We start from the raw sequence: 25676 nt of genomic DNA on the forward strand, positions 1-25676 counted from the left end.
TTTGTATGCTTCAAATTATTATTTTAGCCGCAGGTAAAGGAACGCGTATGAAATCCCCCACTGCAAAGGTGCTTCATAAGCTATGCGGCAAAAGTATGATTGAATACATTATAGAAGAAAGTTTAAAACTTACAGATAAAATAGACATTATATTAAACCACCAGTTTGACAAAGTAAGCGAAACCGTAAACGCATATCCGGTAAATATTATAAAACAGGACCTTGAAAATTTTCCCGGAACGGGCGGAGCGGTTAAAGAAGTGCCGCTCAGCGCAGATAAGGTTTTGGTATTAAACGGCGACATGCCTCTAATTAAAGCCGAAGAGCTAAAAAAATTCGAAGAAATTGACGCGGATATCGTCATGAGCGTAATGAAACTGGATAATCCCGACGGTTACGGAAGAGTCGTAATAAAAGAAGGAAAAGTTGAAAAAATCGTCGAACAAAAAGACGCAAACGAAGAAGAGCTCAAAATTCCTTATGTGAATGCGGGAGTATATCTGTTTAAAAAAGCGGTTTTAGAAAAATATCTGCCAAAACTTTCAAACAACAATAAACAAAAAGAATATTATCTAACCGATATAATCGAAATGGCTTCAAAAGACGCCCTTACAATAAAAGCAGTCGAAGTTGATGAAGAAAACTTCAAAGGCGTAAATTCGAAAAAAGACCTTGCCCACGCGGAAGAGATAATGTGCAGGAGAATAAAAAACTTCTGGATGCAAAACGGGGTAATAATGCATCTGCCGGATACAATTTATATAGACGCTTATTCAAGTTTTGAGGGAGAGTGTGAGATAGGAAACGGATGTGTAATTAAAAAAAGCGTAATAATCGAAAGCGAAATCAGACCTTTAAGCGTAATAGAAGAAGCGGTTATAAAAAAAAGCGGCGTAGGACCGATGGCGAGAATCAGGCCTAAAAGCGAACTCACAGACACACATATAGGAAATTTCGTAGAAGTTAAAGCTTCTAAATTAAAAGGTATAAAAGCCGGCCATTTAAGCTATCTCGGAGACAGTGAAATAGATGAAGGTACGAATATAGGAGCCGGAACAATCACGTGCAATTATGACGGTAAAGCCAAATACAAAACGAAAATCGGCAAAAACGTATTTGTCGGAAGCGATACACAGCTTATAGCTCCTGTAACAATTGAAGACGATGTAATGATTGCCGCGGGCAGCACGGTAAACAAAGACATAAAAAAAGGCTCTCTTGCAATCAGCAGAGCCCCTCTTAAAATAATTAAAAACTTCTACTACAAGTTTTTCGGGAGACAGAAGTGAATATTCTTATCGGAGTAACCGGCAGCATAGCTATTTATAAAACATGCGAGCTTATAAGACTCTTTGTGAAAAACGGCGACAGCGTCAGGTTGGTTATGTCACAGGCAGCCGCAAAATTCATATCACCCCTTACATTCGAAACCTTAACAAGACAAAAAGTTTTAATAGAACAAAACGAAGACTGGTCAAGCGAAATGAACCATATTGATTATGCAAAATGGACAGATATTTACATAATAGCGCCCGCAACTGCAAATACAGTAAACAAAGCGGCAAACGGTATAGCGGACAATCTGCTGTTACAGACTTATCTGGCATGTACGGCACCGGTGCTTTTCGCTCCTTCCGCCAATACAAATATGTATAATCATCCAACAACCCAGGAAAGTTTCAAAAAGCTAAATATAATTGAAGCAAATGCGGGACTTCTTGCGTGCGGCGACGAAGGAATAGGCAAAATGGCCGAGCCGGAAGAAATATTTTTAAGAGCACTCAGGGAATTAAACAAAGACGAATTTTGGCAAAATAAAAAAGTAACCGTAACAGCAGGCGGAAGTATAGAAAAAATTGACGATGTAAGGTTTGTAAGCAATTTTTCAAGCGGTAAAATGGGAGAAGCTTTGGCTAAAGCCTTTTATATAAAAGGAGCCGACGTAACGCTTATCTCAAGTAAAGAACATAATATCACCAAAGAAATAAAACAGATAAAAGTTCAAAGCGCAGAGGATTATTACAGGGAAATATTAAATTCCGATCCCGATTATTTAATTATGGCTGCCGCAATTTCAGATTTTAAACCTTCATACACCTCCGGCAAACTTAAAAAAGAGCAAATAGGTGAAAAAATGATTTTGGAAATGAACAAGAATATCGATATTCTTGAAAGTCTGAAAGATCAAAAATTCAAAAAAATAGGTTTTAAAGCGGAAAGAGACGAACAAAATGCAGTCAAATACGCAAAAAACTCTTTAAAAAAGAAAAATCTCAACGCCGTTTGCCTGAATCTTCTTACAAAAAACGATTTCGGAAGCGATGAAAACGAAATAATTTTCATCACCAATAATTCGGAAACTGTTTTTACGCAGGACACTAAAGAAAACATAGCTTTGAAGATAGCCGATGCCGTTAAACATATCTAAACTCGGCAAAATTCTCAAAGCTGTAAACAGACTTGAAGAAATTAAAGAGTTTAATGCGACTCTTCCTGTAAAAATAGAAGTAAAAAAACAGATCAATCCCATAAGATATCTTATTAAACTCGGAAACAGGGAAATCGAAACAAAAAGCTCCATTCCCCTGCTTATCGGAAAAAAATATTTCGCCGAAATAAAAGAAAACAAAAACAGACTGCAGATAAGCAATTTAAAAGAACTGCCCCGTCTGCTTGAAATGATGGAAAAACTGGAAATAAAAAACACAAACGAAGAAAACAGCTCACTGCATTCATTCGGAAAACAGGAAATTTTACAGCATTTGTCAAATTCCGTGTCAAAATTTGAATTTATATTTTATACCAACATGTTAATGGCTTACGAACAGAAAATCCACCATTTAATAATCAACGAGAAAAAAAAAGCCCTAATGCAGTATAAATACTCAAAAAACAAGGTAAAATTTTATGCAATATTCAATCATTTAGGGGAACTCGAAGGTGAGATAACAGAAAACTCGTTAACGGTTTATTCACCTTATAATGCTACACTGCAGTTAATAAATTTATATAAAGACGAGCTTTCTTTGGAACTGTTTTTATACAAAAAAGAAGTGTCGCCTTTATATAATTTTTCTGAAAACTTATTAAATTTAAAGGTTTAATATATGCATATAGCTATCATTATGGACGGAAACGGGAGATGGGCGAAAAAAAGAGGTTTAAAAAGAATAGAAGGACATAAAAAAGGTGCCGAAACGGTCAGAAAAATCACCGAATACTGTGCACAGAATGACGAAATATCCTATTTAACGCTATACGCTTTTTCTACTGAAAACTGGAAAAGACCCAAAATGGAAGTAGAATTTTTAATGAAACTTCTGGAAAATTATCTGGAAAAAGAGCTTGAAACATATATTAAAAACGATATCAGATTTGAAACAATAGGCGATATTTCAAAATTTTCCGACAAACTGAAAAAAAGAATCGAACTCACAAAAGAAAAAACGAAAAACAATAAAAAACTTACGCAAATTTTGGCGTTAAACTACGGAAGCAAAAACGAAATAACAAGAGCCGTTAAAAAATTAATAGACAAAAACGAAGAAATCACAGAAGAAAACATACAAAACAATCTGGACATAAGCAGAGACGTGGATCTTTTAATAAGAACAAGCGGAGAGATCAGACTTAGCAATTTTCTGTTATGGCAGTGCGCTTACGCCGAAATGTTTTTTACAAATACTCTTTGGCCGGATTTTACACCCGAAGAACTTGATAAAATTATAAAATCGTTTCACCTGAGAGAAAGAAGATTCGGCGGAATATAAAACTGGAGATGTAATATGGAGAATATCGAACTTTTATTCGTTTTTTTATTTGGACTTTGTATAGGAAGTTTTTTAAATGTAGTCATTTACAGACTGCCTAAACAAAAAAGCATAATATCGCCGCCTAGCAGCTGTCCGGCCTGCGGCACAAGAATAAAACCTTGGCATAACATTCCAATAATCGGATGGCTTATATTAAAAGGCCGATGTGCTTCATGCGGAGCAAAAATTTCTGTGCGTTATCCTATTATAGAACTGCTGACAGGCATAATAGCCGTAATTGTTTATTACAAAACCGGTTTAAATATATTTTTTATTATTAATTTTGCCGTATTTTCAACTCTTTTGGCACTGAGTATGATAGATTTTGACTATAAAGCGGTACCCGATTCACTTAATCTGCTTGCATTAACACTAGCGTTTTTTAATTCAACCGATATTTTAAACAATTTCACAAACGCATTGATATTAATGGGAGGCATGAGTTTAATCAGATATTATGTGTCATATATTATAAAAAGAGAAGCAATGGGCGAGGGAGATATTATCGTAGCGGGAACCATGGGAGCGCTTTTGGGAGTAAAACTTGCCTTAATCGCTATTTTTATAGGTTCGGCGCTAGCTATACTGCCTTCAATTTACAACAGAATTAAAAACAATGATTTTGAACTGCCTTTTATACCTTTTTTGGCGTTAGGCACATTTATCGTCTGGATATTCAACGGATATTTTGAATTATTATGGAGCAACATATATGGATAGACTTTCAAAATATCTTATATCAGGCTTCTGGCCGATATTTTTAATGATATTTCTGATTCTGTTTTTAATTACGTCAATAGTTATTATCATATCCATAGCAAATATCACTTCAAACATTCACATAACGTTTGCGGAACTTTTTAAAATGTATATGCTTTCCCTTCCGAAAGTGCTGTTTATAGCATTATCTATTTCATTCTTTATTTCAATAGTTTCACTTTTTTCAAAACACAGCGAAACACAGGAGCTTGTAGCGCTATTTTCACTGGGAGTGAAGCCATTTAAACTTTTAAAACCGTTTTTTTATTTTTCAATTTTATTAACAGTAATAAATCTAATTATTCTCTTTGTTTCCATTCCTTATGCAAAAATAGCTTTTAAAAATTTCAAAGCACAAAAACAGCAAGAAGCAAGATTTAACTTCCAGACATCTCAAATATCCCAAAAATTTGGAGAATGGAACATTTTCACAACATCAAAAAAAGCTAAAAAATACGAAAATCTTATTTTATACAATAATAAAAACAATCAGTTAATCCTTGCAAAATACGCCGATTTAAAAACTAACAAAGGCTATTTGACTTTCGAGCTTGAAAAAGGAAACGTTTATTCGTTTGATAAAAACGCAATAATAAATTTCGACACTATGTATATAAATAAAAAAATCCCTAAAAGCAACTATTCGATTTTCAGATTTTCCGAATATTTTCAAAAGTTTAAAAAACTTTTCGGATTTTATCTTCCTTTTGCGCTGCTGCCTGTCAGTCTGATATTTTTTATTCCCCCTATTTCGTTTTTTCACTCCAGAATACACAAAAACAGGTCTCTGGTATTTGCCATTGCCCTGCTTGTAATATATTTAGTTGTTACGAAAACGACATCATCGCTGTGGATAAATACACTCATCAGTATTCTGTTTTTTATTTCAGGTTATATCGCTTTTAAAAGGAAAACGCCATTTTAAAACTAAAAGCCGCTATCAGCTATGACGGAAGCAAATTTTACGGTATGCAAAAACAGCCTGACAAAATCACCGTTCAGGGAGAAATTGAAAATTCTCTACAAAAACTAAACATATCTTCAGCCGTAACACATGCAGGAAGGACTGACAGAGGAGTTCACGCCCTTAACCAGGTAATTGCCTTCGACATCCCAGACTTTTGGGAAATTAACAAACTTAAAAATTCTTTAAATAAAATCCTCCACCCATATATACATATTAAAAAACTTGAATTTGCAAATGCCGGCTTTAACCCAAGATTTGATGCCAAAAAAAGAAGCTACAGATACATTTTATCACATGTTTACTCACCTCATACTTCAGATTACATAACTTATTATCCTCAAAAAATAGACATACCGCTTATAAAAAAGGCCCTTAAACGTTTTGAAGGAAAACACGATTTTGAGTATTTTGCCAAGACCGGAAGTGAAGTTAACTCATATATAAGAGAAATTTACAAAACGGAAATTTACAAATATAAATCATTTACTGTAATTAAAATAGCCGGAAACGGCTTTTTAAGAGGACAGATAAGACTTATTGTGGATTTTATACTGAAAATAAACGAAAACATTTTAACATTGGACGATTTAGACAAACAGCTTTCGAAAAAAGAGCTTATATCCAAGCATTTAGCACCGCCTAACGGGCTTTATCTTGAGAGAATATGGTATTAGTGTCAATTTCATAAAATTCGCTTATGCTGCAACCTTTGCACTGATTATATACCCCAAGTTTAAAATAGCTGTAATACTTTTCCCAGTAAAAAACGTCTTTCAGTACTTTTAATTTTTTTTGATAGTAAATTTTTAAAATATTTTTTTTGATTTCAACTTTTATATTTAAAGGATTATGTAAAACACCTAAATATATTTTTGAATAGCTGTTTTTATTTTTTATTACTGCCCATATTCCGTTTTTTATATTTTTGTATTTTTTAATCCAGACTATTCTTAAAAGAGGTTTATTAGGAGCTTTTGACTTTTTTGGATCAGCATGAATCTGTAAAAAAGTAAATTCCCTGTTACAGTTTACAGGATATACATTACACAATACATGTAAAAAAACACCGTTTTTGTTATCCGTTTTCCATTCTTTTCTAAAACGAAACTCGCTTCTTTTATGATTACCGCACACTTTAAACACTATTCTGTTTTTATCCAAAACAAAATATTTGTTATTGATACTGGGCTTGAATTTTCCGTAACCTATTGAATATTCAGGATTATATCTGCTTGTAGGAGCCTGCAGCTTTACGGACTGTTTCAGGAGATTTTTAAACGGATTGTTGTTTTGATAAGCATATATATTTAAAGTTAATAAGCAATAAATAAAAACTTCAAATATCATTATTAATAATTTTATAATTTATAATATCAACATTTTCTTTAATCCTTGCATAAGCTGCTTTCGTTAAAATTCTATCAGGTATAGCTAAAATAAATTTTCTTTTTTTATACTTTATAACTTCTACTTTATGTTTTTTTAAATATAGAATATAATCCGATAAAAATTGTTTAATATGATTATGATTTATTTTACGTTTTTCCCAATTTTTGCATTGAATGCATAAATACTCACTTTTTGCTTCATCAATAGCTATTAAGTCGATACCCTCATCTTTTTTTCCTTTTAATGCAGAGTTATCAATAACTTTATATCCTTGTTTTTCAAAATATTTCTTTACTATTTGTTCAAATTTTTTTCCTTTTATTTCATAACTTTTTCTCATATTATAAGAATAAGTATTAATACTTTCAAGATCCACTTTTTCTTCTTTTAAAAATTCTGTATTTTTTTCATTTTCGTACGAATTTGGCTTATATTTATCCTCATTCTTTCTAACATAGGTTTCAATATCATTTAGAAATTCATTTTCTTCTTCAAATTCAATAGTGAAATTTTCATTATTTTCTTTTAATTTTTCTAAAAGAGCCCTTTCTCTTTGAAACTGTTCTATTTTTTCTTCAGTTTTTTTATCTATATAAATATAAAACCCAGCCAATATTAATAATGAAGGGCCTATAACCTTTAGAATATCAATTAACACAATTACTCCAATCTTTTTTATAAAATTTTAGCATAATTAAAAAAGGAGAAAAATAAATAAGATAAGTGACAGACACCATATTGATTAATTTTTTGGTTGCGGGGGCAACTTCTGACTTTATCAATAAAAGCCCTATATTTTAGCATTTTTATTAATTCTCATTTTCTTCATACCCCTACTTATACCCCTTAAATTTAAAGTGTTACAAAATTAAACGGCCTGCAAATTTGCGACACGGTTAGCACCTGCCCCTTAAGCAAGGACGTCACAAGATTTGCAGAGCCTAAATATAATTATAACAAAAAAAGGAGTATAACTTTTTTTCTTATACCCCCTAAATAACTTTTAATGTTGTTTTTTCTTATCAGCTCTCAAATTCCACCCTAACCGTATATCCACTCCCGCTTAAATTGTGCGTTACTCTTTTAATAGAATATTCTCCATCATCTTCACCAAAACCGTTTAGTTTCAATTTAGCTCCTGCAATAATATTCATTCCGTCTATTGTCAAATTGCCGCTTTTAATTCCTGAATTGAGAAGATCCATTATCCCTTCTGCTCTTTTTAGCGCCTCGCTCTTATCTTTGAATGTGTCTTGCAAAACATACTGCGGCTCTCCGTTTCCGAAAATAACTTCTTTTTGTTTATTCTCTTTAGTATCATGCCAGGTTGCTTTTACGCTTTTATATAAAGTTTTGTTTGCATATTTAATCGTCCAGCTGCTTACATTTTTTCTGTTTATTTCAAAAACAGGTAAATCATTATCTCCCTGCTTTTTGATAAAAATAAGCGTATCGTTTTTGATATTAAACGTAGCGTTATACATTTTAGCTATTCGATTAAGCAGGTTTAAATCGCTTTCGTCCGTTTGCGAAAGATGTTTAAAAAACACATCTTTGAAATCGCATTTGTATTTCAAGCTATTGCTATCCGCAATCTTTTTAACCAAATCGCAAAGGCTTATATTTTCATAACTTCGGTTTCTTTTCTTTTTAATTTCGGTTGTAAAGTTCGTGCTTGTTGCGCTTACCCTTAAAGAGTTTTGATTTTTTTCTGTTGTCTGGACCAAAAAAGCACCGCAGTAATAAAGTCCGGTCTCTTTATATCCAAGCCAAACTTTTATTTTGTCTTCATAGTTTGGTCGAACAAACAAATTATCAAAATTCAAAGTAAGATCATCCGTTGCATCTCCAGCTTCGTCTTTTAGGCTAAGATTTACCAAATGCTGCTTAACTGTTTTGGTTACATCTTTTCCATTTACTTCAATTTTGAAATCCGGTGTAAATTTATTCACCACAACGCCTTTTCTTCTACAATTTTTTCATTTGTCTGCACAGGCTCAGGAAGATAAACAATATCTCCTATATCTAAAATTTCCTTTTCTATTAGATGTTTGTTAAGTTCAAGTATCTCTTCAAAATTATCAAGAGTTCCTAAATTTTCATAAACGACCTGGTCAAGCCTTTTGTTTTCAATAAGTTTAATCTCAATCATAGTAAGCCTTTAATTGCACTTTAAAATCATTTTTAACGTAATGCCCGTCTTTTAAAAACATACTTCTTGCTTCGCCTATACTGTCGATTAGCACCATTAAACTCTCCCCGCTTCCAAGAGTAAGTCTTACCGGACCTTTTTTCTTAGCAATATCCTCCAACTTTTTAAGAGAACTGTTGCTTTTTGCAATTAATTTTCCATCTATTGTAAAACTTTCTTCATATCCTTTAATGCTTTGGTATGTAGGATTAGCCCCTACTCTGTCTCTTTTTGCAAAATTAAATTTCAAAGATCTGCTTAATTTTTCAAACTCAACTCCCCCTACTTCGAAAACGAATTCCCCTAAACTACACAACATCGCTTAAACTCCTTTGGTGTCTTTCAAAATTGATCTCTTCCAAAACCTTTTCAATTTCCGCTTTAAACTCTTGCGGATTAACTATTTTTCCGTCTTTAATATCGAGTTTTAAATCTCCGAAATTGAAGTTATATACAACCATTTGCCCTGAACCAGATGAAGCGTTTTGTTTAACTGCCGCAGTTTCAATGCTTGCTGTATTAATCTGACTGTTTGGAAATGTTAAAGGTTTAACGTTTAAGTTCGACTGTGCAGTTGTAATACTTGTTGCAGCAACGGTAGCGGTAGCAACTTTTTTAACGGTAGATTTTTTTTCTTTATCATCTCCGCCAAATCCAAAGAAATGAGCAATTCCTTTTACCGCTTTTCCTATCCAGCCTATTTTTTCTTTTATCCAATTTAAAAGATTTTCCCATATTTTCTTGATAAATTTAATCGGCGCTAAAAACACATTTGCGATATATGTAACCCCAATTTTAAAATATTTACCTATTTTTTGCCAAAATCCTCCAAACCAATTTGTCACTTCTCCCCAGTGACTCGTAATTAATCCAATAGGCGACCAGCTGAATATAAATTTTATAAATTTCCATCCGGCACTAAACACCGCCTTGATACCTTCCCATGCTCCGGTAAATACACTTTTTATCCCGCTCCACACGGCACTCACACCGCTTCTAAACCAGTCAAATTTTTTATACATCCAAACCACACCAGCTACTACCGCACCTATCGCTACAACAATAAGCCCAAGAGGATTAGCGGTCATAGCTGCGTTCCACGCCCACTGCACTGCTGTTGCTATTTTTGTTTTTGCACTTAATATAGTTTGCCAAACGGTTAGTGCTTTTGTTTTTATATTTGCCAATGTAAGATTTTCATTTAGCAGCGTCCATGCCGTCAATCCTCTTGTAACACCGGTAACTAAAAAGCTAAACGCATACCCGGCAACGGAAGCGGCAATAGAAAAGGCCATTATACCTCCTACCACACCACCTATTACAGTAGCCAAAATTCTGTGTTTTTCTATAAAATTATTAAGCCAGCTTGCAACTTTTGCCAAACCAAGCGTTAAAGTTTTAATTACAGGTAAAAACAACGAACTAAATGCGATACTAACCCCTTCTACTGCACTGCCTAATTGTTTAAAAGCACCGGCAACGGTATCCGTCTGTGTTTTGGCAATTCTCTTAGCAGTTCCGTCCGAATTTTTTAATTCGTTTGTTAATTTTTTAATATCTTTTATCGGTGTTTTAAGCAAGGCCATTGCGGCAGACATACTTTCTATTCCGAATAAATTTTTAAGAATCGCCGCCTTTTGAGTATCGCTCATACCTTTTGTTTTTTCTTGTAACTGTTTTAATATGTTAGTCATTCCTACAAATTTTCCGTTTGCGTCTTTTGTAACAAGCCCCAATTTTTGCATAGTCTTTAATGCTTCTGTCGGAGGCGCAGCCAATCTCGCATACATTGCCCTTAAAGCCGTTCCGGCTTGTGTTCCTTTAATACCTACATTTCCCAAAAGTCCGGTTAATGCCGTAACCTCTTCCATACTTGCACCTAAATTACTTGCAACTGGAGCGACATATTTCATAGTTTCTCCAAGTTCTCCTATTGTAACGTTAGTGCTTGTAGCTGCTTTTGCCAATACATCCGCTACATGTGTAGTCTGAGAAGCTTTTAAATTAAATCCGCTTAAAATATTAGAAGCAATATCCGCCGTTTGCGCCAAATCAAGCTGTCCGGCAGACGCCAGGTTTAAAATTCCTGGCATTGCTTTTACAATATCGTTTGTTTTATAACCGGCCATTGCCAAAAACTGCATACCTTGTGCCGCTTCGCTTGCACTAAATACTGTAGTCGCACCAAGTTTTTTAGCAGTAGCCCTTAACTGATCAAACTCTTTGCCGGTAGCACCGGTAAGCGCTTTTACTCTCGCCATGCTGCTTTGAAAATCGATTCCGGCTTTAAAAGGTATTGTTATTGCAGTCCCAATTGCAAGCGTATCAAATATTTTAGATCTGAATTCATTTCTTTTTATCTGCATAGCATTTATTTTTAGTTTATATTTATTCAATTTTTCAACAGTATGCTCTAATTTCTTAAATTCTTTATTGGTCTGCTTTGCTCTTTCTTTCGCTTTTGCAAGATCAGCACTGATTCTAAGTTTGTGGCCGTTTAATGCGGCAATATTTTTATTTGTTTTTTTAAGTTCCGCATCAAATTTTTTAGCCTCTTCATCGCTTTTTGCTAATGCTTTTTTTATCTGCAAATCTCTTTTTTTCTTATATAAGTGTTCTATTGTCTGTGATAATGTAGAAAGCCTGTCGTTTAACTTTTTAACCTCAGGCGTTTCTGATAACACGTTTAATTTTTTTGAATTTAATTTTGTAATTACATTGCCTAATTTATCGGCTTCTCCTATAACGCTTTGAAATCCGCTTACCGCTCCGCCTATTGCAGAACCTATTACAATATCCAACCCTAATGTTTTTGGCATATTTCACCTTTTTTGATATAATATAAATATGAGAAAGTTAATAGATAATGTTTATTTCGTAATTTTTGTGAGTTGTTTAGTGGTGTTTTTAATAACAATTTGGAACACTCCTTTTGCAGAAGCCGTTATAGGAAGTATATTTTTCGGCTTACTGGCCGCTCCTATAACTGCGTTTGTTTTATCTCTATTAAATTCTTTGCTTCCTGAATAAAATCTAAAAACAAATCAATCTCCATTTCCATTGTTTCGTTAAACCCGAAATGTAATACATTGCCGATAAGAGCAACGCCTTTTACAGCGTCACTCCAATTTACGACAAAAAACCCGCTAATGCGTCCTGTAATTTTTTATATTCTTTCAAATCCAAATCATCAAGTTCAGCAATGCTTAGTCCGGTAAGATTTGAAATTAAAGTAATTTCTTTTTCACTCTCACCTTCTATTTTGTCAATCGCTCTTATATCTCTTACCTTTGGACTTCTCATTTTTATAACTCTTCCATCGCTTAATTTAATTTCTTTCATTTCATCTCCTTAATTACATTATGTGTTTTCTAAGAGTTTCGTATGTATCAACCCCGTCTATTTTGCAGATATAGTTCGGAATATCTATTCCATATTTCTCTTTTCCGTCTATTTCCAATCTGTAAGTCTGCACGTTAATATTAAGCGTTACTTCTATTGCGTCACCTACGTTTTTAACAGGGTTTTCACTTTCACTTACCCAGCCGCTCATCTCCACGTAAATACTCGTTTCCACACCGTCGCTAACCGCACTTGCTTTAACAACAAAAGTCGGCATATCTTTTAATCTCTTAGAAACCGCCGTCCACAAAATATCGTTTAACTCATTAAGTGTCAATTTCGCTTCCATCGGTTCCAAAACACCCGTATCAATTTTCATATTGTTCACATCTGCTTGTTTAAAGGAAATTTTAGGGAGTTCAATATCCCCCACTTTTCCGATAAATCCGATACCTTCTACAAAAACGTCTTTTCCTCTTAATAATGCTGCATAGTTCATTTACTCTCCTTAAATAGAATTAATCCAGTTTACGAATGCGTTATTCCAATCATCGCTAAATACAAGCTCGAAATTAAGTTCTCTAATTGACGGCATATTTGCTGTTTTAAGCACAAACGTAAATTTGCCTGCCGTCACATCCGTTAAATTAGGATCTAAATAAATCTCATACCCAAGTGCAATATTCGCCCCGGTAAGTTTTCTGAAAAATTCCGCACACGTCTTCTTAACCCAAACTAATTGGTCCGCACTTCTGTCTCTCGCCCATTTGTTAGCTTCGATAATTGCTTCAAGCCATCTGTGGAAAGCTCTGACTCTTTCCAAACTTTGCCAAATTGGATCAATGTCTCTTGTCTCAAATCCGTAAGAACGCCAACCAATATCCTGAACGATTGAACCGATACCGTTTTGTCTTAGTCTTCTTGCTTCGCAATCAACTCCGTCAAAATATTCGATAATTCTTTCACTTCCGCTCACACCCTTAACAATTCTGTTAGAATGGCTTCTTGCATATCCGAACGGGTCGTATCCGTTGTCTCCTCCTGCATCCCAATATGCGATTAATCCCGCTATAAGTGCACTTGTCGGATATAACTTTCCTTCCGCTTTGCTTCTTCCGTTATATAAAAGCATATATCTGCTTCCAAAATTGTTTGCAAATGAGTTTGCAGTAGCTTCATCAGGCGCGTTTACGTCCACGATAGCCGTTGCTCTAAAAAGACTTGCCAAACTGTCCATTTTTGCCGCTACGTCTGTATCGTAAGAATATTCAGGACAGATAATCAAGTCAGGCGTTGTAAGAATGTTTTCGTCCTGCGGTGCAGTTTTTAACACGTCAAGCCCATCTAAAACGCTTTGTTTTGTTGTATCGTTTCCGTCTGCGTCTTTTGTGTATGTTACAAATTTAACGACGATTTTCCCTCTTGCGTTTTGTAGACTGATAGCATTAGCCGTTTTATAAGCCAGATCGTCCTCAGTCGCACCTTTTTCTTCAAGATATGTTTTCATCTCATCCGCACTATTAAACACTTTAAATTCCCCGTCCGTATCCCCAAACGGCACCACAATTCCAATCGGCGTGGATGTGTCTACTAAGACCGGTCTTGCAGCTTCTACACTTATACTTCCGTTAATACCAAAGTTTAAATCCATTTCCTCTCCTTAAAAGTTTTTAAGTAATTTATAAAGTCTGTTAGGACTTATTTTGCTCGGCTCCTGCTTCCACATTACCTTGTGTCCGCTTATCTTTAAAACATTAGAACACCACTCCGAACAAAACCACCTATTAGTTCTATCCTTTACCGGTATCACAAACCCTAAAATACCCGCTAAGTCATAATGCTCTCCTTTCGTTTCCTCAAAAAAGTTTTTCAATAGCCCCGGATTTATTTCCACCTCCACGTAATCCCACTTGTCAGGATTAAATCCGTGTGCTTTTTTTCTTACCCCGTTATCTCTCGTAGATGAACTATACATATATCCGTCTTCATCGATTATTTCCACGTGCGAATAAGGTCCCTTAGTCCAAAGACGGATAAGTTTGTCTATAAACTTACCTTTTGCTTTGTAAAATGCTAATTTCATTATTCATCCCATGTTACTGCATTAATTTCATCTATTGTAGTTGCATTGTTAACTTGCAGTTTTAACTCGTTTGCTTTCTCTAAAATAGCGCTTTTTATCGTCTTTCCGTCTTTTAAAACCTGAGTTATTTGTTCAGGCGTATGCTCTTTATATTCCCAAGTCTGTCCATTATCAGGTGAACATTTAAAAAACTGATTATCACCTGTTAAATTTGCGTCTTGCACAACCCCTAATAAATTTATTTGGTCGGTTGGTTCAGATTGATATAAATGCTCACTTCCAAGCGCAGATGAAATAAAACCTGATACAATTTTTTCTTGCGCAATATTGTTTATTTCTTTAATTTTTTCATCTTTTGTTTTATTAAACAATTCTTCATTGTAAAGTTCTAAAAACTCTGACGGCGGGTTATCTTTATCATATTCAATAAACCCTTCAGGAACTTTAAAACCTGTTCCTCTTATTAATTTTCCGTCTTCTATTTTATAGAAATATTTGAGTTCCATTATTTTCCTCCAAAAAAAATTACTGTTACACCTGACCAATCTTGAGCAGATGAACCGTCTCCTGATGCTGTAACTATATCACATGAGTCTGTTGCTTTTGACGTATATGCTATACTATAACCATCTGTATTTCCAGTGTTTAAACCATTTCCACTAAAAGTATAATTAGTATTACTCATCTCATTTTCAAAATTAATAGTATATCTACCAGTATCATTTTTTACAACACTATCTATATTATAACTATCTTTAACAGTTCCATCTGTTCCATCAAACACTACCCAAGCTGTAGCTTGATTCTTAATCCAACTATCATCTTGTTTAACAACTTCATCTGTTGCTAACTTAACAAGTATTCCGGTTACGTTTTGCACTTTTGTCGCAACAATACTATCTTCAGTAGTGCTTAAATCCGCTTTTGCGTAAGCTTGAGGTGCTTCGCCTCCTAAATTATTTGCATTGTTTGCCGTAGAAACCGTAATGTTTCCGCTTTCCAAATCAGTTTTTAATGTATCTACATCATCTTTCGTCGCAATAACAACCGTATCGCTTATAACCGCTTCCACGTTTTGTGCGTTGCTTACTACAGTATAAATATCCGTAACGTTTTCAATTTTCACAACCCCGTCAGAAGGAATGAAATCAGGATTTTGAGAATATGTTACCGCATAAAGAATTTCTCCATCGTCCGGGTCGTCTGCATAAATACCGATTTCTCTAGTAAAGAAACCTTCTTCAAGCCCAGTGTTTGTAAGCACAAACCTAAGCCTTGCCGTTCCGTCACCCGTAACGTCAAGAGCGTTTATCGCCAAATCCATTTTTTTAGAAACCAAATCCGTTAAGCTTTCGGGACTTACGCTATCATCCCAAACACCGTCGCCTAAACTCACTTTTGTAAATTTAAGCTCGGTTCCGGTAAGTGCTTTTGCTAAAAGGTTACGTCCTTTGTCCGTTAATATAGTTCCGTTAAAATCAGCCATTTGCTACTCCTATAATTTGTTTATTCGCCAATCTCACACCTCCTCCGAAATATTTTGTTGTATTTACTATATGCAGTTCAGGCGTATTTACTCCTACGCTTACTCTTAAAGCATATCTTCTTGCCAAACCGCTATTTAAGCTTGTATCCTTTATCTCAGGATTTATTTTTAAGTAGATATTCGCTTTTTGACCCGTTTTAAATGCGGTTGCCCTGTAAATAGTAGAGTTTATCTGCGTGTCTATTCCTATGCTGTCAAGCACGCTTCTTACGTTTTTCGTAAAAGCTATAAGGTTTTTAAGTTTTATCCAGGTCTGCTCGTCTGCTATGGAATTAGCTTTAACCTTAAAATGATAAGGCTCACCGCCGTAACTAAACCACTCTTCCAAATTAGCTTCTATTCCCACGGCTTCAAAAACTTTCTTAACCGCTTCAACCGTTCCGAGTTTAGGGTAGTTTTGCTGTGCAAATCTTACAAGCTCTCTTAAATTGCTTTCAAAGTCTCTAAAAGCCCCCGCTTCGTATTCATCTACCATTAAAGGTAAAAACTCTTCATCTATTTTTAAAGGGTTGTTAAAGTCTTCAATCTTCTTAATCTGCTCTTTTATATCCGTTAATCTCTCACATCCGAGCAGATCAAGTGCGTTTATTACTTCATCTAAATTTGTAGGCAAAATAGTTTTACAGCTCATCTGAAACCTTGTAAGTCAGATTTACATTGTTTAAAATTGCTATCGAATAGTCGTCTATTTCGATATTTGCCGTAGGGCTTGTAAGATTTACGTCTATTACGCCGTCTATTATTAAACTTTTTATAACTTTTGCAAGGCTCACGTCTTCGCCTATATTTCTGTTTGCCAATTCACCCTTTAAGTTTTCAATAGCTTCGGTATATACAGCGCTTGCATCAACACCGCTTTTTATTACTATTTCACCTTCTACATCAAAAGTAACTTCATTTGCTTTTTTTACATTTACTAAATCAGTCAAAGGTCTTACATCATCTGCGTTTAGAGTGTTTTCAATTCTTTCCTGCATCAGATCATCTGCAGCACTGCTGTAATAAACCACATCTACAACCCCAGCGCTTGGAGATAAGACTTTCACATCTTCTACTCTTTCATCCGCCTGAAACGTAAATGCTTTGTAAGTCATTGCGCTTCCGGCTGTGCTTTTATTCGCAAAAGACAACCTTATTCTTTCTTTAAAATCCTCATCGCTTTCAGGATTGCTTCCGTTTGCAAAATCACTCAACTGCTTAACTTGCAAATATGGTAAAGGGCTTACCTGAATTTCAGTTTTAATACTGCTGCTTGCGGTATATTCCTGCAGTTCTATCACTCCGGTTGCTTTTAACTCACCCGCTTTTATAGTTACGTCGTTTAAAAGTTTTGCAAAATGTATCCCCGTTTCATCTACAAGCTCAAATCCTGCAGGGATTAACATATCGTAAGACAAAGCGGCAGTTAAGCTAAATTCCATATCCGCATAAGGTTTCGCACCAGGAAGTCTGTATAATCCGTAAAGAGTTTCCGCTAAATTGTCTAAATCAGACCCCGCCGCAGTAGATAAGAAAAATGCTTTTGCGAGGGTGTTAAACAATGCTCTTAAATTAAGTTCTCTATAACTAAAAGCTCTTAAAACAAGCATTACGTTATCGCCCTCTGCCGGTTTATAATCAGGCAAAAGCTCTTTAACAATAGCAAGGTTTTCGTTTAAAATATCATCATAGCTTAGCTCTTGCACTACATTAGGCAGGGTCAATTTCTATCCTTAATTTATATTCTTTATCATTTAAAGGCAACACATCAACTCTCTTACATTTAACTCTATCTACCCATTTATCAATAGCGTCAAATGTAAAAGAGATTATTTTTAGTCTTGTTTCATCGTTCATTGTTCTGTCTCTTAGCTTATAAAGCTCACTTCCATATTCCGGATTCATAGGAATAGAGCCTTTTCTTGTTTTTAAAACTCTTCTTATTTCTTCGGCTACGTCTATTATGTATCCGTCAAACGTTGCAGTGCCGATAATTTCTATATCCATTATCTTGCCTCCGCGGTCGCACCGTCAGTCGTGCTGTGCGTATGATTTGTTAAGTCACCTTTGCTGTCGTAAATTACGCCGCTTACTTCCAAATTGCCGTTAATAGTCGCCAAACCTGCACCGCCACTTCCGTTCATAGCCAAGTTTCCGTTTAGTGTTAAATTGCCGTTTATAGTTACGTTGCCGTTATTTGTAGTTGTGCTTGTAATTACAGTATTTGTTGCCGTTACGGTTGCAGTCGCACAATTTACATTAACGTTTACCGGTGCCGTTACGTTTACAGTATTTCCGTCACAGTCGATTCGAACGCTTCCGATTTCGACAATTACGTCTGTATCATTTGCCCCACTCGGCTCTTTGCAGGTTTTGTTATACACACTCGGAAGTATTATCCCACTATTTGCGTTACCAAAAGGACTTAATACTACTACTTGCTGTCCTACACGGATAGGCAGCCACACCTTCACAAAATCATTCGCCCACATAAACACAGGTAAAAAGTCTGTGACACGGCCTAAAACGTTCACTCTTGCAAGCGCCAAGCCGTCAGCACTTTTTACCTCTGTTACCGTTCCAACCTGGACGATATTGTTTAGTTTTCTTTCGAGTTCTTTATTCATTTTGGCTCCCGAGTGTTTTTTTCAGGAACTTTAAAATTTCATATTGTCCGCTCTTTAATTCCTTAATATCTTTATCAAGGTTTTTAACTACCAGCTCAAACTCTTTTCTAGTTACGAACTTTTCTTCCGCGCTTATCAAATCGATATGGTGTGCGGTAGTCTGTTCAAGGATTGTTATTTTCTGTTTATATGCGGAAAGCTCTTTTACTTCCCTTTTCATTCCGTTTACTTCCTGCTCGGTTAAAACAACTTTTTCGTTTATAGAATCAAGCTTGCTAAACATCGCTTGTTGCGACTTCATTAATTCCTCAACCTTATATTTCACCAACACCCATGCTCCTGCAAGAGAAGCTATAAACGTCCCTATATATAAAGCGTCTCTGTCAATATTCACTTCTTAACCCTCCCGATACTCTCTACAAATCCTCCTCCAAAATAAAAAGCAACTATTGTCATTACAATCCAGCCTAAATTTACACTGTTTGCGAAATCAAGAGCTTCTTTAACTCTGTTCATATCAACCCAGCCATATAACGCGCCTAAAATTCCGTTAATTACGATAAAAAGAAACGTGAAAGTAAAAGAAACGGCTAAAATTCTTTGCGTAACTTTGAAAGGGTGATATGCTTCAAGAAGTTTAATTTTCTGCTCGGCTTTCATTTGTATAAGTTTTTCTTTGTCTTTTGCTTTTTCTTCATCTGTGTAAAATGCCTCATCAAGCAGATCTGCACCTTTTTTGATTATGTCACTTCCGCCAAAAATGTTTTTTAAAAATCCAAACATTATAAACTCCTCATAATTTCTGCTAATTCTTTCGCACGGTTAGGCGTTTGTTTAGCCCATCTGCTGTCAAGCATTTCGTCAGCCGCTTTTTTGTAATCCCCTTTTTTCAATGCCGTCCACATCTTTTTGAATTTCAAGACACCGCCGACACCAAGCTGGTAAGTCATATCCGCTATAACTTTTTGAGCGTCTTCCGGAAGTTTTTCAAAGAAAGACTCTTTTTGTATAAGCTCTCTTATCATTCTTTTTAGCCTGTATTCCAAAAGAATTTCTGCTTCTTCTTCAGTTATAGGAAGTTTAGTCCCGTATCCAATTGTAGGAAAGCCAAGTGAATCGTTATACGGCATTCCCTCAAATCCCTCATGCTTTTTAATAAGCTCTGTTACCATTAAATCCCCCATTTTTCAGTAAGATAAGTTGCTTTAAGTTCTATCATCCCACGTCCAATGATAAACTCTTTCTGTTCAAGGTCGATTTCAACGCTTTCAAGAGCCAGATAATCACTTATCTGTGCTTCATTTTCACCGATTTTTTGTAGTATTTCATTCAACTTTTCTCTCAAATCACTTACAGTAAGTTCTTTACCGGCTTCAATGTATTCGATTTCAATTTTTAATTCGTGTTCACTGCTGTAACTTCTTTTTTCACTATCAATGTTATCTTCGGTATCACGGACTATAATAAGAGGAAGCTCACTTATTTCAGGAGGCGTTACTCTCCATTCATATGTAGATGCAATATCTTTAACAGCACTAACAATATTCTGGATAACTTCCTCTCTTCTCAATTCCATTCCTTAAAAGTTTTAAAAAGTATAAGAAAATACGAAAGAAAAGTAAGGGAGTAAAAATGGTGATATAATTATTTGATGGAAGTGGGGAAAGGATGAAAAAAATGGCTGCACCTTGGGACAATCCAAAAGAAAAAGAAAAAGACAAAACTTTTGTGGCTTGCACTGAAAAATATGAAAAAGAATATGAGATCCATAAATTTGAACATAATGCTAAACAAAAAGTAAAAAAAGCAATAGAAAAATGCTGTAAAGAAATTCCGGCTCCTCATCCAAGAGAAAAATTTGAGGAGTGTATGAAAAAATACTTGAAAAACTAAATTTCAACTTTCTTAACATCATCTCTGCTTACGTAAACTTTAACAATCCCGCTTCCGTCATCTTCTTTGTATAATGTAGAAAACTCTCCATATTCGCATGATATTTTGGGTTTGTCGCAGATTAAGTCGTCTTTTTTAACATAGACAAAAAGTGCTTTTGTGGAAAATTCATTGTTAAATATCAACTCAGGGTCAAGGTTGAAAATAATTTTTGTAGATTTAGAAATGGAATCGCAAAGAAGAGTGGCCGAAACAGCAAACTCTTCTTCGTTTAAAAAAACATCGTCAATATCCTGCTGCAAGTCCTGCATAAAACTATTCATTGTTCAGATAAGCCTTAATTTCGTCAGCTTTCATTTCAAGAAGTTCTTCAAACGCTTCGTTTGATTTAATCTCTTCAATAATTTTTTCAATTAGGTCGTCTTTTTTCAAATCACCCGCATCAAAACCTATAACTTCCGAAAGTTCTTTAAGCTCGTCTTTATTCAATTTATGCAACTCTTTTTCAGGATTCACTGTTTTATTACCATTTCCCTCACCACTGTTTACAACTGTCGTTACATCTTTTTCAGCTGCAATTTCGGCATAACCAGCTTCAATCAGTCTTTTTGCGTATTTTTCTTCGATTTCAAACATTTCTCCGGGAGAAAAGCTCCCTTTTGAAGTTGAAATTCTGATTTTTGCTTTTAATTTTATATTTTTCATTTCAGCTCCTTATTACGCTAATACTTTTGCAAACATAAACGCATCAACTTCCACAGGAACAACAAGCGGAGCAGACTGCATCAAAACAAATCTCGCACTCGGATCTTCCACTTCCCAGCTTTTTGTAAATATTTTAGTCGCATACAGAGCCTTAATATCTCTTATTGCACCGTAAATTCTTTTTGAACTTGTCTTATTGCTTCCGTAAATCACACCTTTTGGATCTACGAAATATTGAGTATCCCCGTTTTCATCTACATAAGTTCCTTCATAAGAATAAATATCCGTTGCAAGTTCAGGAATATAGCCCCAGTATGTTACATCACCAGGAAGCGCTTCCGGATTAATCTGACCTCTGTCGATTCTTCTTAAATCAAGTTTATCCCCGATTCTATCAAGGAAAGCATTCATTGCATCAAATCCCATCACCGCTACATTAGGTGCAATACCGCTCGCCTGACCTCTTTCTCTTCTCCATTCTCTCATCATTTTAATAGGATCTACACCGTCAGTATCCCAGGTATTATCGCTTAAAGCAAGAATCTGATCGCCATCAAAATTAAAATCAATCACATCATTTACACCGTCACCGATTACGTTTATTTTTCCGGTTGTAAGAACCTGTGCGGCCATCCATTCAATTCTTCTTGCAATGTTTTCTTTATGTTCCGCAATTTCATCAGCAAGTTTTTCAGCCGCTCTGTCCACAGCGCTTTGTGCGTCAGCGTAAAAAACTGTATTTGAATTTGCGATAATATCTGTCGCTTCCGTAGCCCATTTCTCTTTAATGTATGCAGGCTTATAACTGCTTACTCTTTTTTCTGCACCTTTGACAATTTTACCTGCAATTTTAGGGCTAACAAAAGGTGCTAATTTCCTTTTACCTTTTTTTACAACAACATCTACAACTTCGCTCTCACTCGTTTCTTCTTTACCGAAAAACGTATCCTGTAAAAATGTAGTAGCCGCAGGTATCTGATTTGCTGCCGCTATTAATTCCCTTGTTTCAAATAGATTTACAATATCACTCATTTCCTCTCCTTAAAAGTTTAAATTGATTGTTTTACAAAAATTGACATTTTTCTAAGTTCGAATTTCAAAGACGCAACATCCCAGCTTGCATCATAATTCAATTCACCCTCGTCAACTTCACCCAATACCAAAACAGGTGCGTTTTTATCAGCATCTGTCGCATCCACATCAACAAGTAAAACCGCACTTGGAACCTGTGAACCGTCATCAATCGCATTGCCGTCCGCATCTTTAAGAGCGCTTAATTTATATTTCCCCGTTTCCGTAACTCTTCCAAGAACACTTCCAGCAGTTAAATTCTGTCCCGCTTCTAAAACCACACTGTCCGTAATTACTACGTCACCAACCATTACTTACCTCCTATTTTTAATTTTGCCGCCGCTTTAAGCAGTGGTGAATCTTTTTTAGGTTCTTTAACTTGTGTCTGGGCTTCAGCAACTCCGACTCCTGCTTCCGCTAAAAGTGCAGCCGCTTTTGCTCCGTCTTTGCTGTAATCTTCACCGATTTTCTGTTTTTTTTCCCTTTCTGCTCTGAACACTGCAAGCTCCACCATTTCGGCTGTGCTTTTCCCGTCAAACTTCATTTCTTTAACCAGTTCTTCATATCCGGTAAACTGTCCTAAATTCTCAATCTCTTCAATTCTTTTTCTTTCCGCTTCCGCTCCGGCTTTGAAAATCTGTTCGTAAGCCTCAGGATATTTTTCTTTCACGCTCTCTGCCGTAATAGTTACATCCTGATCAGCGTTTACATTTGCATTTGCTTGTGGCATTGTCACTCCTTTTTTAGTAAATTTTTTTATTAACCCCTCAAATGTGCTTATACCGTTTATCATCCCGACATCTTTTGCTTTTTCGGCAATCAGTAAATCACCCTGACCGAAATTGTTTAATACAAAATCCTCACTTACACCTCTGTATCTTGCAACAGCCTTGATGAATTTATCCGCCAGGTCGTTCGCCCAGACCTGAATCTGAGCCTGCCCCTCTTCACTCGTAACGTCCGGTCTTTTTTTAGGACTTTGAACGCTTACGATTTCAACTTTTTTAATACCCTCTTTTTTAAGTTTTTCCTTATCGTCAACAACCGTAAACACAACCCCTATACTTCCTACAAACGCCGTTGAAGTCGCATATATTTCGCTTGCGGCGCTTGCTATCCAATACCCTGCGCTTGCGGCAAGTTCATCTACAAAAGCCACAACCTTTTTAGGCGAATTTCTTATATATGTTGCAAACTCGGCAATTCCGCTCGCTTCTCCGCCCGGTGAATCTATGTTTAAAACAATAGTTTCTACACTCGGATCTTCTTCAAGAGCTTTAAATTCTTGGGCGTAAGTTTCAAGACTTCTTATATCAGCGCTTAATTCCATCATCCCGGCATATCTGACAATAGGCCCCCTGATGTTCAAAATACCGATATTTCCTCTTTTTTCCACAAACTTTAAATCTTTTGCCTTGCCATCGCCCAGACTTAAAGCCCTTTTCTCAATCTTTTGTGCAAACTCGCCGTTAAGCCCTGCATTTGGAGAATCCCTGCTTACAATGTTTAAAGCCACCCTGAACCAGTTAGGCTCCATAAGCCATGGTCTGCTTGCCATATTCGCCAATACATGAACCGGTATCATATTTCTACCCCTTTTCTTTTTGGATTAATTACAAAAAGGCCGCTGTCCTGCATAAGCATATTCTCCCTTTTTGCTTTTTTTACGTTCATTTCAAAATCACTTCCGTTGATTTCCGCCGCTTCTCTCGCTCTTGTAGAGAAACCTTCCTCGACTCTTCTTGTCGCCGCTTCCGTTTCAACTTTTTCGTTTATCTGTCCTGCGGCCGGTCCGACCCAGCTTGTTTTAAGATATGCGGCTCTTATAAACGGATCTTCTAAAAATCCAGGCGCGTTAAGTCTGCCTTTTATAACCGCCTCGGTAATTACCGCTTCGTAAATAGGCTGACAAAATCCTGCGACAAACCATGCACGTCTCGCCTTAAAAGCTCTCCATGCTTCCAAAAACGAAGCTCTTGCCGCAGTATAAGAAGATGTGAAATGCTTGATTAAAATCTCATAAGGAAGATTAAGCCCTACACCTATCTGCTCAATAATCCCCCTTACAAATGCGTCATAAGCGCTGTTTGGTCTTTTTGGATCTGCGATAGATATATCTTCATTCGGACCAAGCCCTACAATTGCTCCCGGTGCGAGTTTTAATTCTTCGTCTTCAAACGGCTCGGCATCAGGGTTTTCGTTTCTTAAAAATACCGTAAACATACCGCCTATAACAGCCGCAACAAGTTCCGCTTCCGTATAATCCCCAAGCAGTTTAAGATGCTTGATTACCGGTGCAAGATACGGAACGCCTCTTCTCTGCCCTGGTCTTACTTGTCTGAATAGATGTAAAACGTTTCTTCTCCCGCTTTCTCCCCATGCCGGAATTTTCACCCATTCCCTATCCATTCCGTAACCGCCAGGATGTGATTTCAAAATATGATATTCAACAGGCGCTCCCCACTTATCAACCCTGATTCCTCCTGCAAGTTCTTCCGAATCAAGCGCATCGTTTTCATTGCAAACCCTGTCGGCTTCTATTAAACTGATACAGGTTTCATACGGCCAAAAATCTCTTTTTATCCCAGGCAAAACTGCAAAAACATCACCGCTTAAAAGCGTTGAAGCGAGTGCGACTGTCTGTATTTCATAAAAATTCTTCTTTCTGCTTGCATCAGCATTTACACTTTCTGCCCAAAATGCGAATTCCCTTTCCGCTTTTACTTCCCATTCGACTGCCTCTTCTTCGCTAAGCCCAAGGTATTCAGCATCCACGTTGCTCTGAACTTTAAGACCGGCGCCGATAACACTGTTTAAATTTGTATCAATCGCCCCTATAACAAGCGGATCGTTTCTGTATAAATCCCTGCTTCTCGCACGAAGTCTTGGAAGTGAAGGCAAATCGTCCTTGTCTGCACTTTTAAGACTTCCTCCCCAAAATTTAAGTGATTTTTTAGTTGTAGAAGCTCCCTCGTAAGAAGTATTGCTGAAATATTCAAGTGTGGCTTTTGCTTTTAGCCTCTTAACAGCCTTCTCCGGTGAAAAAAAGGCAATAGCTTTGTCAAATAAAGAAGGTTTAACCAATTTTCACTCCGTATCCGATATTAAGTCCTTTTTTGCCGCTTGCAATTTTTTCAAGCCTTTCTACTTCTTTTCTCCAAAAAGCAATGTCGGCGTTAATCTGTTCTAACTCGGCTCTTTTTGTTTTTTTATCGCCAATACCGTATTCCTGCGCTCTTAATATTCTACTTCTCGCATCAAGCGCTTCTTTTAAATACTGTTTTGCTTCGTCAAGCGTCCAAGCGGCCAAAT

Annotated in this window: 36 protein-coding genes; 9 read left to right on the forward strand and 27 right to left on the reverse strand. The window is 36.0% G+C overall.

Annotated elements, in window-relative coordinates; all coding sequences use genetic code 11:
* Nucleotides 1–5: 5 nt before the first annotated feature.
* Genes glmU through truA form a run of 7 tightly spaced genes read left to right on the forward strand, consistent with a single transcriptional unit; the run spans nucleotide 6 to nucleotide 6212 of the window.
* Nucleotides 6–1289, forward strand: coding sequence for a bifunctional UDP-N-acetylglucosamine diphosphorylase/glucosamine-1-phosphate N-acetyltransferase GlmU (glmU, locus tag C3L23_RS05940; RefSeq protein WP_127680807.1), 1284 nt, complete (start codon nucleotides 6–8; stop codon nucleotides 1287–1289).
* Complete coding sequence (coaBC, locus tag C3L23_RS05945; protein ID WP_127680809.1) at nucleotides 1286–2428, forward strand: bifunctional phosphopantothenoylcysteine decarboxylase/phosphopantothenate--cysteine ligase CoaBC; 1143 nt, start codon at nucleotides 1286–1288, stop codon at nucleotides 2426–2428. Before glmU ends, coaBC begins: the two co-directional genes overlap by 4 nt.
* Entirely contained in the window at nucleotides 2409–3104 is a 696-nt protein-coding gene (locus tag C3L23_RS05950; protein ID WP_127680811.1) for a hypothetical protein, read from the forward strand. Before coaBC ends, C3L23_RS05950 begins: the two co-directional genes overlap by 20 nt.
* 3 nt (nucleotides 3105–3107) lie before the next feature.
* Nucleotides 3108–3770 carry a di-trans,poly-cis-decaprenylcistransferase gene (locus C3L23_RS05955; RefSeq protein ID WP_127680813.1) on the forward strand — a complete coding sequence of 221 codons (663 nt, stop codon included), beginning with the start codon at nucleotides 3108–3110 and terminating at the stop codon, nucleotides 3768–3770.
* A gap of 15 nt (nucleotides 3771–3785) precedes the next feature.
* Complete coding sequence (locus C3L23_RS05960; protein WP_127680815.1) at nucleotides 3786–4532, forward strand: A24 family peptidase; 747 nt, start codon at nucleotides 3786–3788, stop codon at nucleotides 4530–4532.
* A complete protein-coding gene (locus tag C3L23_RS05965; protein ID WP_127680817.1) occupies nucleotides 4525–5496 on the forward strand; it encodes an LptF/LptG family permease in 972 nt (323 codons plus the stop codon). The genes C3L23_RS05960 and C3L23_RS05965 overlap by 8 nt, the downstream gene beginning before the upstream one ends.
* Before the next feature lie 14 nt (nucleotides 5497–5510).
* Nucleotides 5511–6212: a tRNA pseudouridine(38-40) synthase TruA gene (gene truA, locus C3L23_RS05970; RefSeq protein WP_371264362.1), complete on the forward strand. Its 702-nt coding sequence runs from the start codon at nucleotides 5511–5513 to the stop codon at nucleotides 6210–6212.
* Here truA and C3L23_RS05975 read toward each other — a convergent pair.
* The 6 genes from C3L23_RS05975 to C3L23_RS06000 all read right to left on the reverse strand — a co-directional run bounded on the left by C3L23_RS05975 (nucleotide 6178) and on the right by C3L23_RS06000 (nucleotide 11937).
* A complete protein-coding gene (locus tag C3L23_RS05975; protein ID WP_127680821.1) occupies nucleotides 6178–6885 on the reverse strand; it encodes a polysaccharide lyase family 7 protein in 708 nt (235 codons plus the stop codon). The genes truA and C3L23_RS05975 overlap by 35 nt on opposite strands.
* Complete coding sequence (locus C3L23_RS05980) at nucleotides 6875–7585, reverse strand: restriction endonuclease (RefSeq protein WP_127680823.1); 711 nt, start codon at nucleotides 7583–7585, stop codon at nucleotides 6875–6877. The genes C3L23_RS05975 and C3L23_RS05980 overlap by 11 nt, the downstream gene beginning before the upstream one ends.
* 364 nt (nucleotides 7586–7949) lie before the next feature.
* Entirely contained in the window at nucleotides 7950–8879 is a 930-nt protein-coding gene (locus C3L23_RS05985; protein ID WP_168175716.1) for a phage late control D family protein, read from the reverse strand.
* Entirely contained in the window at nucleotides 8876–9079 is a 204-nt protein-coding gene (locus C3L23_RS05990) for a tail protein X (RefSeq protein WP_127680827.1), read from the reverse strand. The genes C3L23_RS05985 and C3L23_RS05990 overlap by 4 nt, the downstream gene beginning before the upstream one ends.
* Complete coding sequence (locus tag C3L23_RS05995; RefSeq protein WP_127680829.1) at nucleotides 9072–9437, reverse strand: phage tail protein; 366 nt, start codon at nucleotides 9435–9437, stop codon at nucleotides 9072–9074. Before C3L23_RS05995 ends, C3L23_RS05990 begins: the two co-directional genes overlap by 8 nt.
* On the reverse strand, nucleotides 9427–11937 hold the full coding sequence (locus tag C3L23_RS06000; RefSeq protein ID WP_127680831.1) for a phage tail tape measure protein: 2511 nt from the start codon (nucleotides 11935–11937) through the stop codon (nucleotides 9427–9429). The genes C3L23_RS05995 and C3L23_RS06000 overlap by 11 nt, the downstream gene beginning before the upstream one ends.
* A gap of 28 nt (nucleotides 11938–11965) precedes the next feature.
* Between C3L23_RS06000 and C3L23_RS09500 the strand changes: the two genes are divergently transcribed.
* On the forward strand, nucleotides 11966–12148 hold the full coding sequence (locus C3L23_RS09500; RefSeq protein ID WP_168175717.1) for a hypothetical protein: 183 nt from the start codon (nucleotides 11966–11968) through the stop codon (nucleotides 12146–12148).
* Between the two features lie 99 nt (nucleotides 12149–12247).
* Here the strand turns inward: C3L23_RS09500 and C3L23_RS06005 are convergent, their stop codons facing one another.
* From C3L23_RS06005 to C3L23_RS06070, 14 genes are read right to left on the reverse strand one after another with little or no spacing between them, the layout of a single operon-like run.
* Complete coding sequence (locus C3L23_RS06005) at nucleotides 12248–12460, reverse strand: phage tail assembly protein (protein ID WP_127680833.1); 213 nt, start codon at nucleotides 12458–12460, stop codon at nucleotides 12248–12250.
* 13 nt (nucleotides 12461–12473) lie between these two features.
* Nucleotides 12474–12959 carry a phage major tail tube protein gene (locus C3L23_RS06010; RefSeq protein ID WP_127680835.1) on the reverse strand — a complete coding sequence of 162 codons (486 nt, stop codon included), beginning with the start codon at nucleotides 12957–12959 and terminating at the stop codon, nucleotides 12474–12476.
* Nucleotides 12960–12968: 9 nt separating this feature from the next.
* Nucleotides 12969–14111: a phage tail sheath family protein gene (locus C3L23_RS06015; protein ID WP_127680837.1), complete on the reverse strand. Its 1143-nt coding sequence runs from the start codon at nucleotides 14109–14111 to the stop codon at nucleotides 12969–12971.
* A 9-nt stretch (nucleotides 14112–14120) separates the two neighbouring features.
* Nucleotides 14121–14543 carry a hypothetical protein gene (locus C3L23_RS06020; protein ID WP_127680839.1) on the reverse strand — a complete coding sequence of 141 codons (423 nt, stop codon included), beginning with the start codon at nucleotides 14541–14543 and terminating at the stop codon, nucleotides 14121–14123.
* Nucleotides 14543–15049, reverse strand: a complete 507-nt coding sequence (locus C3L23_RS06025) for a DUF4376 domain-containing protein (protein WP_127680841.1) — start codon at nucleotides 15047–15049, stop codon at nucleotides 14543–14545. The genes C3L23_RS06020 and C3L23_RS06025 overlap by 1 nt, the downstream gene beginning before the upstream one ends.
* Nucleotides 15049–16029 (reverse strand): phage tail protein, encoded by a 981-nt coding sequence (locus C3L23_RS06030; protein ID WP_127680843.1) that lies wholly within the window; start codon nucleotides 16027–16029, stop codon nucleotides 15049–15051. Before C3L23_RS06030 ends, C3L23_RS06025 begins: the two co-directional genes overlap by 1 nt.
* Nucleotides 16022–16720: a phage tail protein gene (locus C3L23_RS06035; RefSeq protein WP_127680845.1), complete on the reverse strand. Its 699-nt coding sequence runs from the start codon at nucleotides 16718–16720 to the stop codon at nucleotides 16022–16024. Before C3L23_RS06035 ends, C3L23_RS06030 begins: the two co-directional genes overlap by 8 nt.
* On the reverse strand, nucleotides 16710–17792 hold the full coding sequence (locus C3L23_RS06040) for a baseplate J/gp47 family protein (RefSeq protein WP_127680847.1): 1083 nt from the start codon (nucleotides 17790–17792) through the stop codon (nucleotides 16710–16712). Before C3L23_RS06040 ends, C3L23_RS06035 begins: the two co-directional genes overlap by 11 nt.
* Nucleotides 17779–18075: a GPW/gp25 family protein gene (locus tag C3L23_RS06045; protein WP_127680849.1), complete on the reverse strand. Its 297-nt coding sequence runs from the start codon at nucleotides 18073–18075 to the stop codon at nucleotides 17779–17781. Before C3L23_RS06045 ends, C3L23_RS06040 begins: the two co-directional genes overlap by 14 nt.
* The gene (locus C3L23_RS06050) at nucleotides 18075–18695 is read right to left on the reverse strand and encodes a phage baseplate assembly protein V (RefSeq protein ID WP_127680851.1); all 621 of its coding nucleotides are present in this window, start codon (nucleotides 18693–18695) and stop codon (nucleotides 18075–18077) included. Before C3L23_RS06050 ends, C3L23_RS06045 begins: the two co-directional genes overlap by 1 nt.
* Complete coding sequence (locus tag C3L23_RS06055; RefSeq protein ID WP_127680853.1) at nucleotides 18688–19089, reverse strand: hypothetical protein; 402 nt, start codon at nucleotides 19087–19089, stop codon at nucleotides 18688–18690. Before C3L23_RS06055 ends, C3L23_RS06050 begins: the two co-directional genes overlap by 8 nt.
* Nucleotides 19086–19478 carry a hypothetical protein gene (locus C3L23_RS06060; RefSeq protein WP_127680855.1) on the reverse strand — a complete coding sequence of 131 codons (393 nt, stop codon included), beginning with the start codon at nucleotides 19476–19478 and terminating at the stop codon, nucleotides 19086–19088. The genes C3L23_RS06055 and C3L23_RS06060 overlap by 4 nt, the downstream gene beginning before the upstream one ends.
* Entirely contained in the window at nucleotides 19478–19867 is a 390-nt protein-coding gene (locus C3L23_RS06065; protein WP_168175718.1) for a glycoside hydrolase family protein, read from the reverse strand. Before C3L23_RS06065 ends, C3L23_RS06060 begins: the two co-directional genes overlap by 1 nt.
* A complete protein-coding gene (locus C3L23_RS06070; protein ID WP_127680859.1) occupies nucleotides 19867–20265 on the reverse strand; it encodes a hypothetical protein in 399 nt (132 codons plus the stop codon). Before C3L23_RS06070 ends, C3L23_RS06065 begins: the two co-directional genes overlap by 1 nt.
* Before the next feature lie 107 nt (nucleotides 20266–20372).
* Between C3L23_RS06070 and C3L23_RS06075 the strand changes: the two genes are divergently transcribed.
* Nucleotides 20373–20588: a hypothetical protein gene (locus tag C3L23_RS06075; protein WP_127680861.1), complete on the forward strand. Its 216-nt coding sequence runs from the start codon at nucleotides 20373–20375 to the stop codon at nucleotides 20586–20588.
* Here the strand turns inward: C3L23_RS06075 and C3L23_RS06080 are convergent.
* The 7 genes from C3L23_RS06080 to C3L23_RS06110 are packed head-to-tail and all read right to left on the reverse strand — an operon-like array spanning nucleotide 20585 to nucleotide 25674.
* Entirely contained in the window at nucleotides 20585–20911 is a 327-nt protein-coding gene (locus tag C3L23_RS06080; RefSeq protein ID WP_127680863.1) for a hypothetical protein, read from the reverse strand. The two genes, C3L23_RS06075 and C3L23_RS06080, sit on opposite strands and share 4 nt — an antisense overlap.
* On the reverse strand, nucleotides 20904–21293 hold the full coding sequence (locus C3L23_RS06085) for a hypothetical protein (RefSeq protein ID WP_127680865.1): 390 nt from the start codon (nucleotides 21291–21293) through the stop codon (nucleotides 20904–20906). Before C3L23_RS06085 ends, C3L23_RS06080 begins: the two co-directional genes overlap by 8 nt.
* A 12-nt stretch (nucleotides 21294–21305) precedes the next feature.
* Entirely contained in the window at nucleotides 21306–22325 is a 1020-nt protein-coding gene (locus C3L23_RS06090; protein WP_127680867.1) for a major capsid protein, read from the reverse strand.
* A 17-nt stretch (nucleotides 22326–22342) separates the two neighbouring features.
* Nucleotides 22343–22675, reverse strand: a complete 333-nt coding sequence (locus C3L23_RS06095; protein WP_127680869.1) for a head decoration protein — start codon at nucleotides 22673–22675, stop codon at nucleotides 22343–22345.
* Nucleotides 22675–23949, reverse strand: a complete 1275-nt coding sequence (locus tag C3L23_RS06100; RefSeq protein ID WP_127680871.1) for a S49 family peptidase — start codon at nucleotides 23947–23949, stop codon at nucleotides 22675–22677. The genes C3L23_RS06095 and C3L23_RS06100 overlap by 1 nt, the downstream gene beginning before the upstream one ends.
* Nucleotides 23946–25448, reverse strand: coding sequence for a phage portal protein (locus C3L23_RS06105; RefSeq protein ID WP_127680873.1), 1503 nt, complete (start codon nucleotides 25446–25448; stop codon nucleotides 23946–23948). Before C3L23_RS06105 ends, C3L23_RS06100 begins: the two co-directional genes overlap by 4 nt.
* Entirely contained in the window at nucleotides 25441–25674 is a 234-nt protein-coding gene (locus tag C3L23_RS06110; RefSeq protein WP_127680875.1) for a DUF6148 family protein, read from the reverse strand. Before C3L23_RS06110 ends, C3L23_RS06105 begins: the two co-directional genes overlap by 8 nt.
* Nucleotides 25675–25676 lie beyond the last annotated feature (2 nt).

Source organism: Nautilia sp. PV-1 (genome assembly GCF_004006315.1).
Taxonomy (GTDB): Bacteria; Campylobacterota; Campylobacteria; order Campylobacterales; family Nautiliaceae; genus Nautilia; species Nautilia profundicola_A.

Excerpts from the sequence above, each read along its gene's own strand:
- C3L23_RS06090 (WP_127680867.1), bottom strand. The coding sequence starts at position 22,325 with ATGAGTGATATTGTAAATCTATTTGAAACAAGGGAATTAATAGCGGCA.
- C3L23_RS06005 (WP_127680833.1), bottom strand. The coding sequence starts at position 12,460 with ATGAAAGAAATTAAATTAAGCGATGGAAGAGTTATAAAAATGAGAAGT.
- glmU (WP_127680807.1), top strand. The coding sequence starts at position 6 with ATGCTTCAAATTATTATTTTAGCCGCAGGTAAAGGAACGCGTATGAAA.
- C3L23_RS06065 (WP_168175718.1), bottom strand. The coding sequence starts at position 19,867 with ATGGTAACAGAGCTTATTAAAAAGCATGAGGGATTTGAGGGAATGCCG.
- C3L23_RS06085 (WP_127680865.1), bottom strand. The coding sequence starts at position 21,293 with ATGAAAAATATAAAATTAAAAGCAAAAATCAGAATTTCAACTTCAAAA.
- C3L23_RS06010 (WP_127680835.1), bottom strand. The coding sequence starts at position 12,959 with ATGAACTATGCAGCATTATTAAGAGGAAAAGACGTTTTTGTAGAAGGT.
- C3L23_RS05955 (WP_127680813.1), top strand. The coding sequence starts at position 3,108 with ATGCATATAGCTATCATTATGGACGGAAACGGGAGATGGGCGAAAAAA.
- C3L23_RS05950 (WP_127680811.1), top strand. The coding sequence starts at position 2,409 with ATGCCGTTAAACATATCTAAACTCGGCAAAATTCTCAAAGCTGTAAAC.
- C3L23_RS09500 (WP_168175717.1), top strand. The coding sequence starts at position 11,966 with ATGAGAAAGTTAATAGATAATGTTTATTTCGTAATTTTTGTGAGTTGT.
- C3L23_RS06000 (WP_127680831.1), bottom strand. The coding sequence starts at position 11,937 with ATGCCAAAAACATTAGGGTTGGATATTGTAATAGGTTCTGCAATAGGC.
- C3L23_RS06020 (WP_127680839.1), bottom strand. The coding sequence starts at position 14,543 with ATGAAATTAGCATTTTACAAAGCAAAAGGTAAGTTTATAGACAAACTT.
- C3L23_RS05960 (WP_127680815.1), top strand. The coding sequence starts at position 3,786 with ATGGAGAATATCGAACTTTTATTCGTTTTTTTATTTGGACTTTGTATA.
- C3L23_RS06060 (WP_127680855.1), bottom strand. The coding sequence starts at position 19,478 with ATGTTTGGATTTTTAAAAAACATTTTTGGCGGAAGTGACATAATCAAA.
- C3L23_RS05975 (WP_127680821.1), bottom strand. The coding sequence starts at position 6,885 with ATGATATTTGAAGTTTTTATTTATTGCTTATTAACTTTAAATATATAT.
- C3L23_RS06080 (WP_127680863.1), bottom strand. The coding sequence starts at position 20,911 with ATGAATAGTTTTATGCAGGACTTGCAGCAGGATATTGACGATGTTTTT.
- C3L23_RS06075 (WP_127680861.1), top strand. The coding sequence starts at position 20,373 with ATGGCTGCACCTTGGGACAATCCAAAAGAAAAAGAAAAAGACAAAACT.
- C3L23_RS06015 (WP_127680837.1), bottom strand. The coding sequence starts at position 14,111 with ATGGATTTAAACTTTGGTATTAACGGAAGTATAAGTGTAGAAGCTGCA.
- C3L23_RS06045 (WP_127680849.1), bottom strand. The coding sequence starts at position 18,075 with ATGGATATAGAAATTATCGGCACTGCAACGTTTGACGGATACATAATA.
- C3L23_RS06025 (WP_127680841.1), bottom strand. The coding sequence starts at position 15,049 with ATGGAACTCAAATATTTCTATAAAATAGAAGACGGAAAATTAATAAGA.
- C3L23_RS06100 (WP_127680871.1), bottom strand. The coding sequence starts at position 23,949 with ATGATACCGGTTCATGTATTGGCGAATATGGCAAGCAGACCATGGCTT.
- C3L23_RS05965 (WP_127680817.1), top strand. The coding sequence starts at position 4,525 with ATGGATAGACTTTCAAAATATCTTATATCAGGCTTCTGGCCGATATTT.
- C3L23_RS06035 (WP_127680845.1), bottom strand. The coding sequence starts at position 16,720 with ATGAGCTGTAAAACTATTTTGCCTACAAATTTAGATGAAGTAATAAAC.
- C3L23_RS05995 (WP_127680829.1), bottom strand. The coding sequence starts at position 9,437 with ATGTTGTGTAGTTTAGGGGAATTCGTTTTCGAAGTAGGGGGAGTTGAG.
- C3L23_RS05990 (WP_127680827.1), bottom strand. The coding sequence starts at position 9,079 with ATGATTGAGATTAAACTTATTGAAAACAAAAGGCTTGACCAGGTCGTT.
- C3L23_RS06095 (WP_127680869.1), bottom strand. The coding sequence starts at position 22,675 with ATGGTTGGTGACGTAGTAATTACGGACAGTGTGGTTTTAGAAGCGGGA.
- C3L23_RS06030 (WP_127680843.1), bottom strand. The coding sequence starts at position 16,029 with ATGGCTGATTTTAACGGAACTATATTAACGGACAAAGGACGTAACCTT.
- C3L23_RS06050 (WP_127680851.1), bottom strand. The coding sequence starts at position 18,695 with ATGAATAAAGAACTCGAAAGAAAACTAAACAATATCGTCCAGGTTGGA.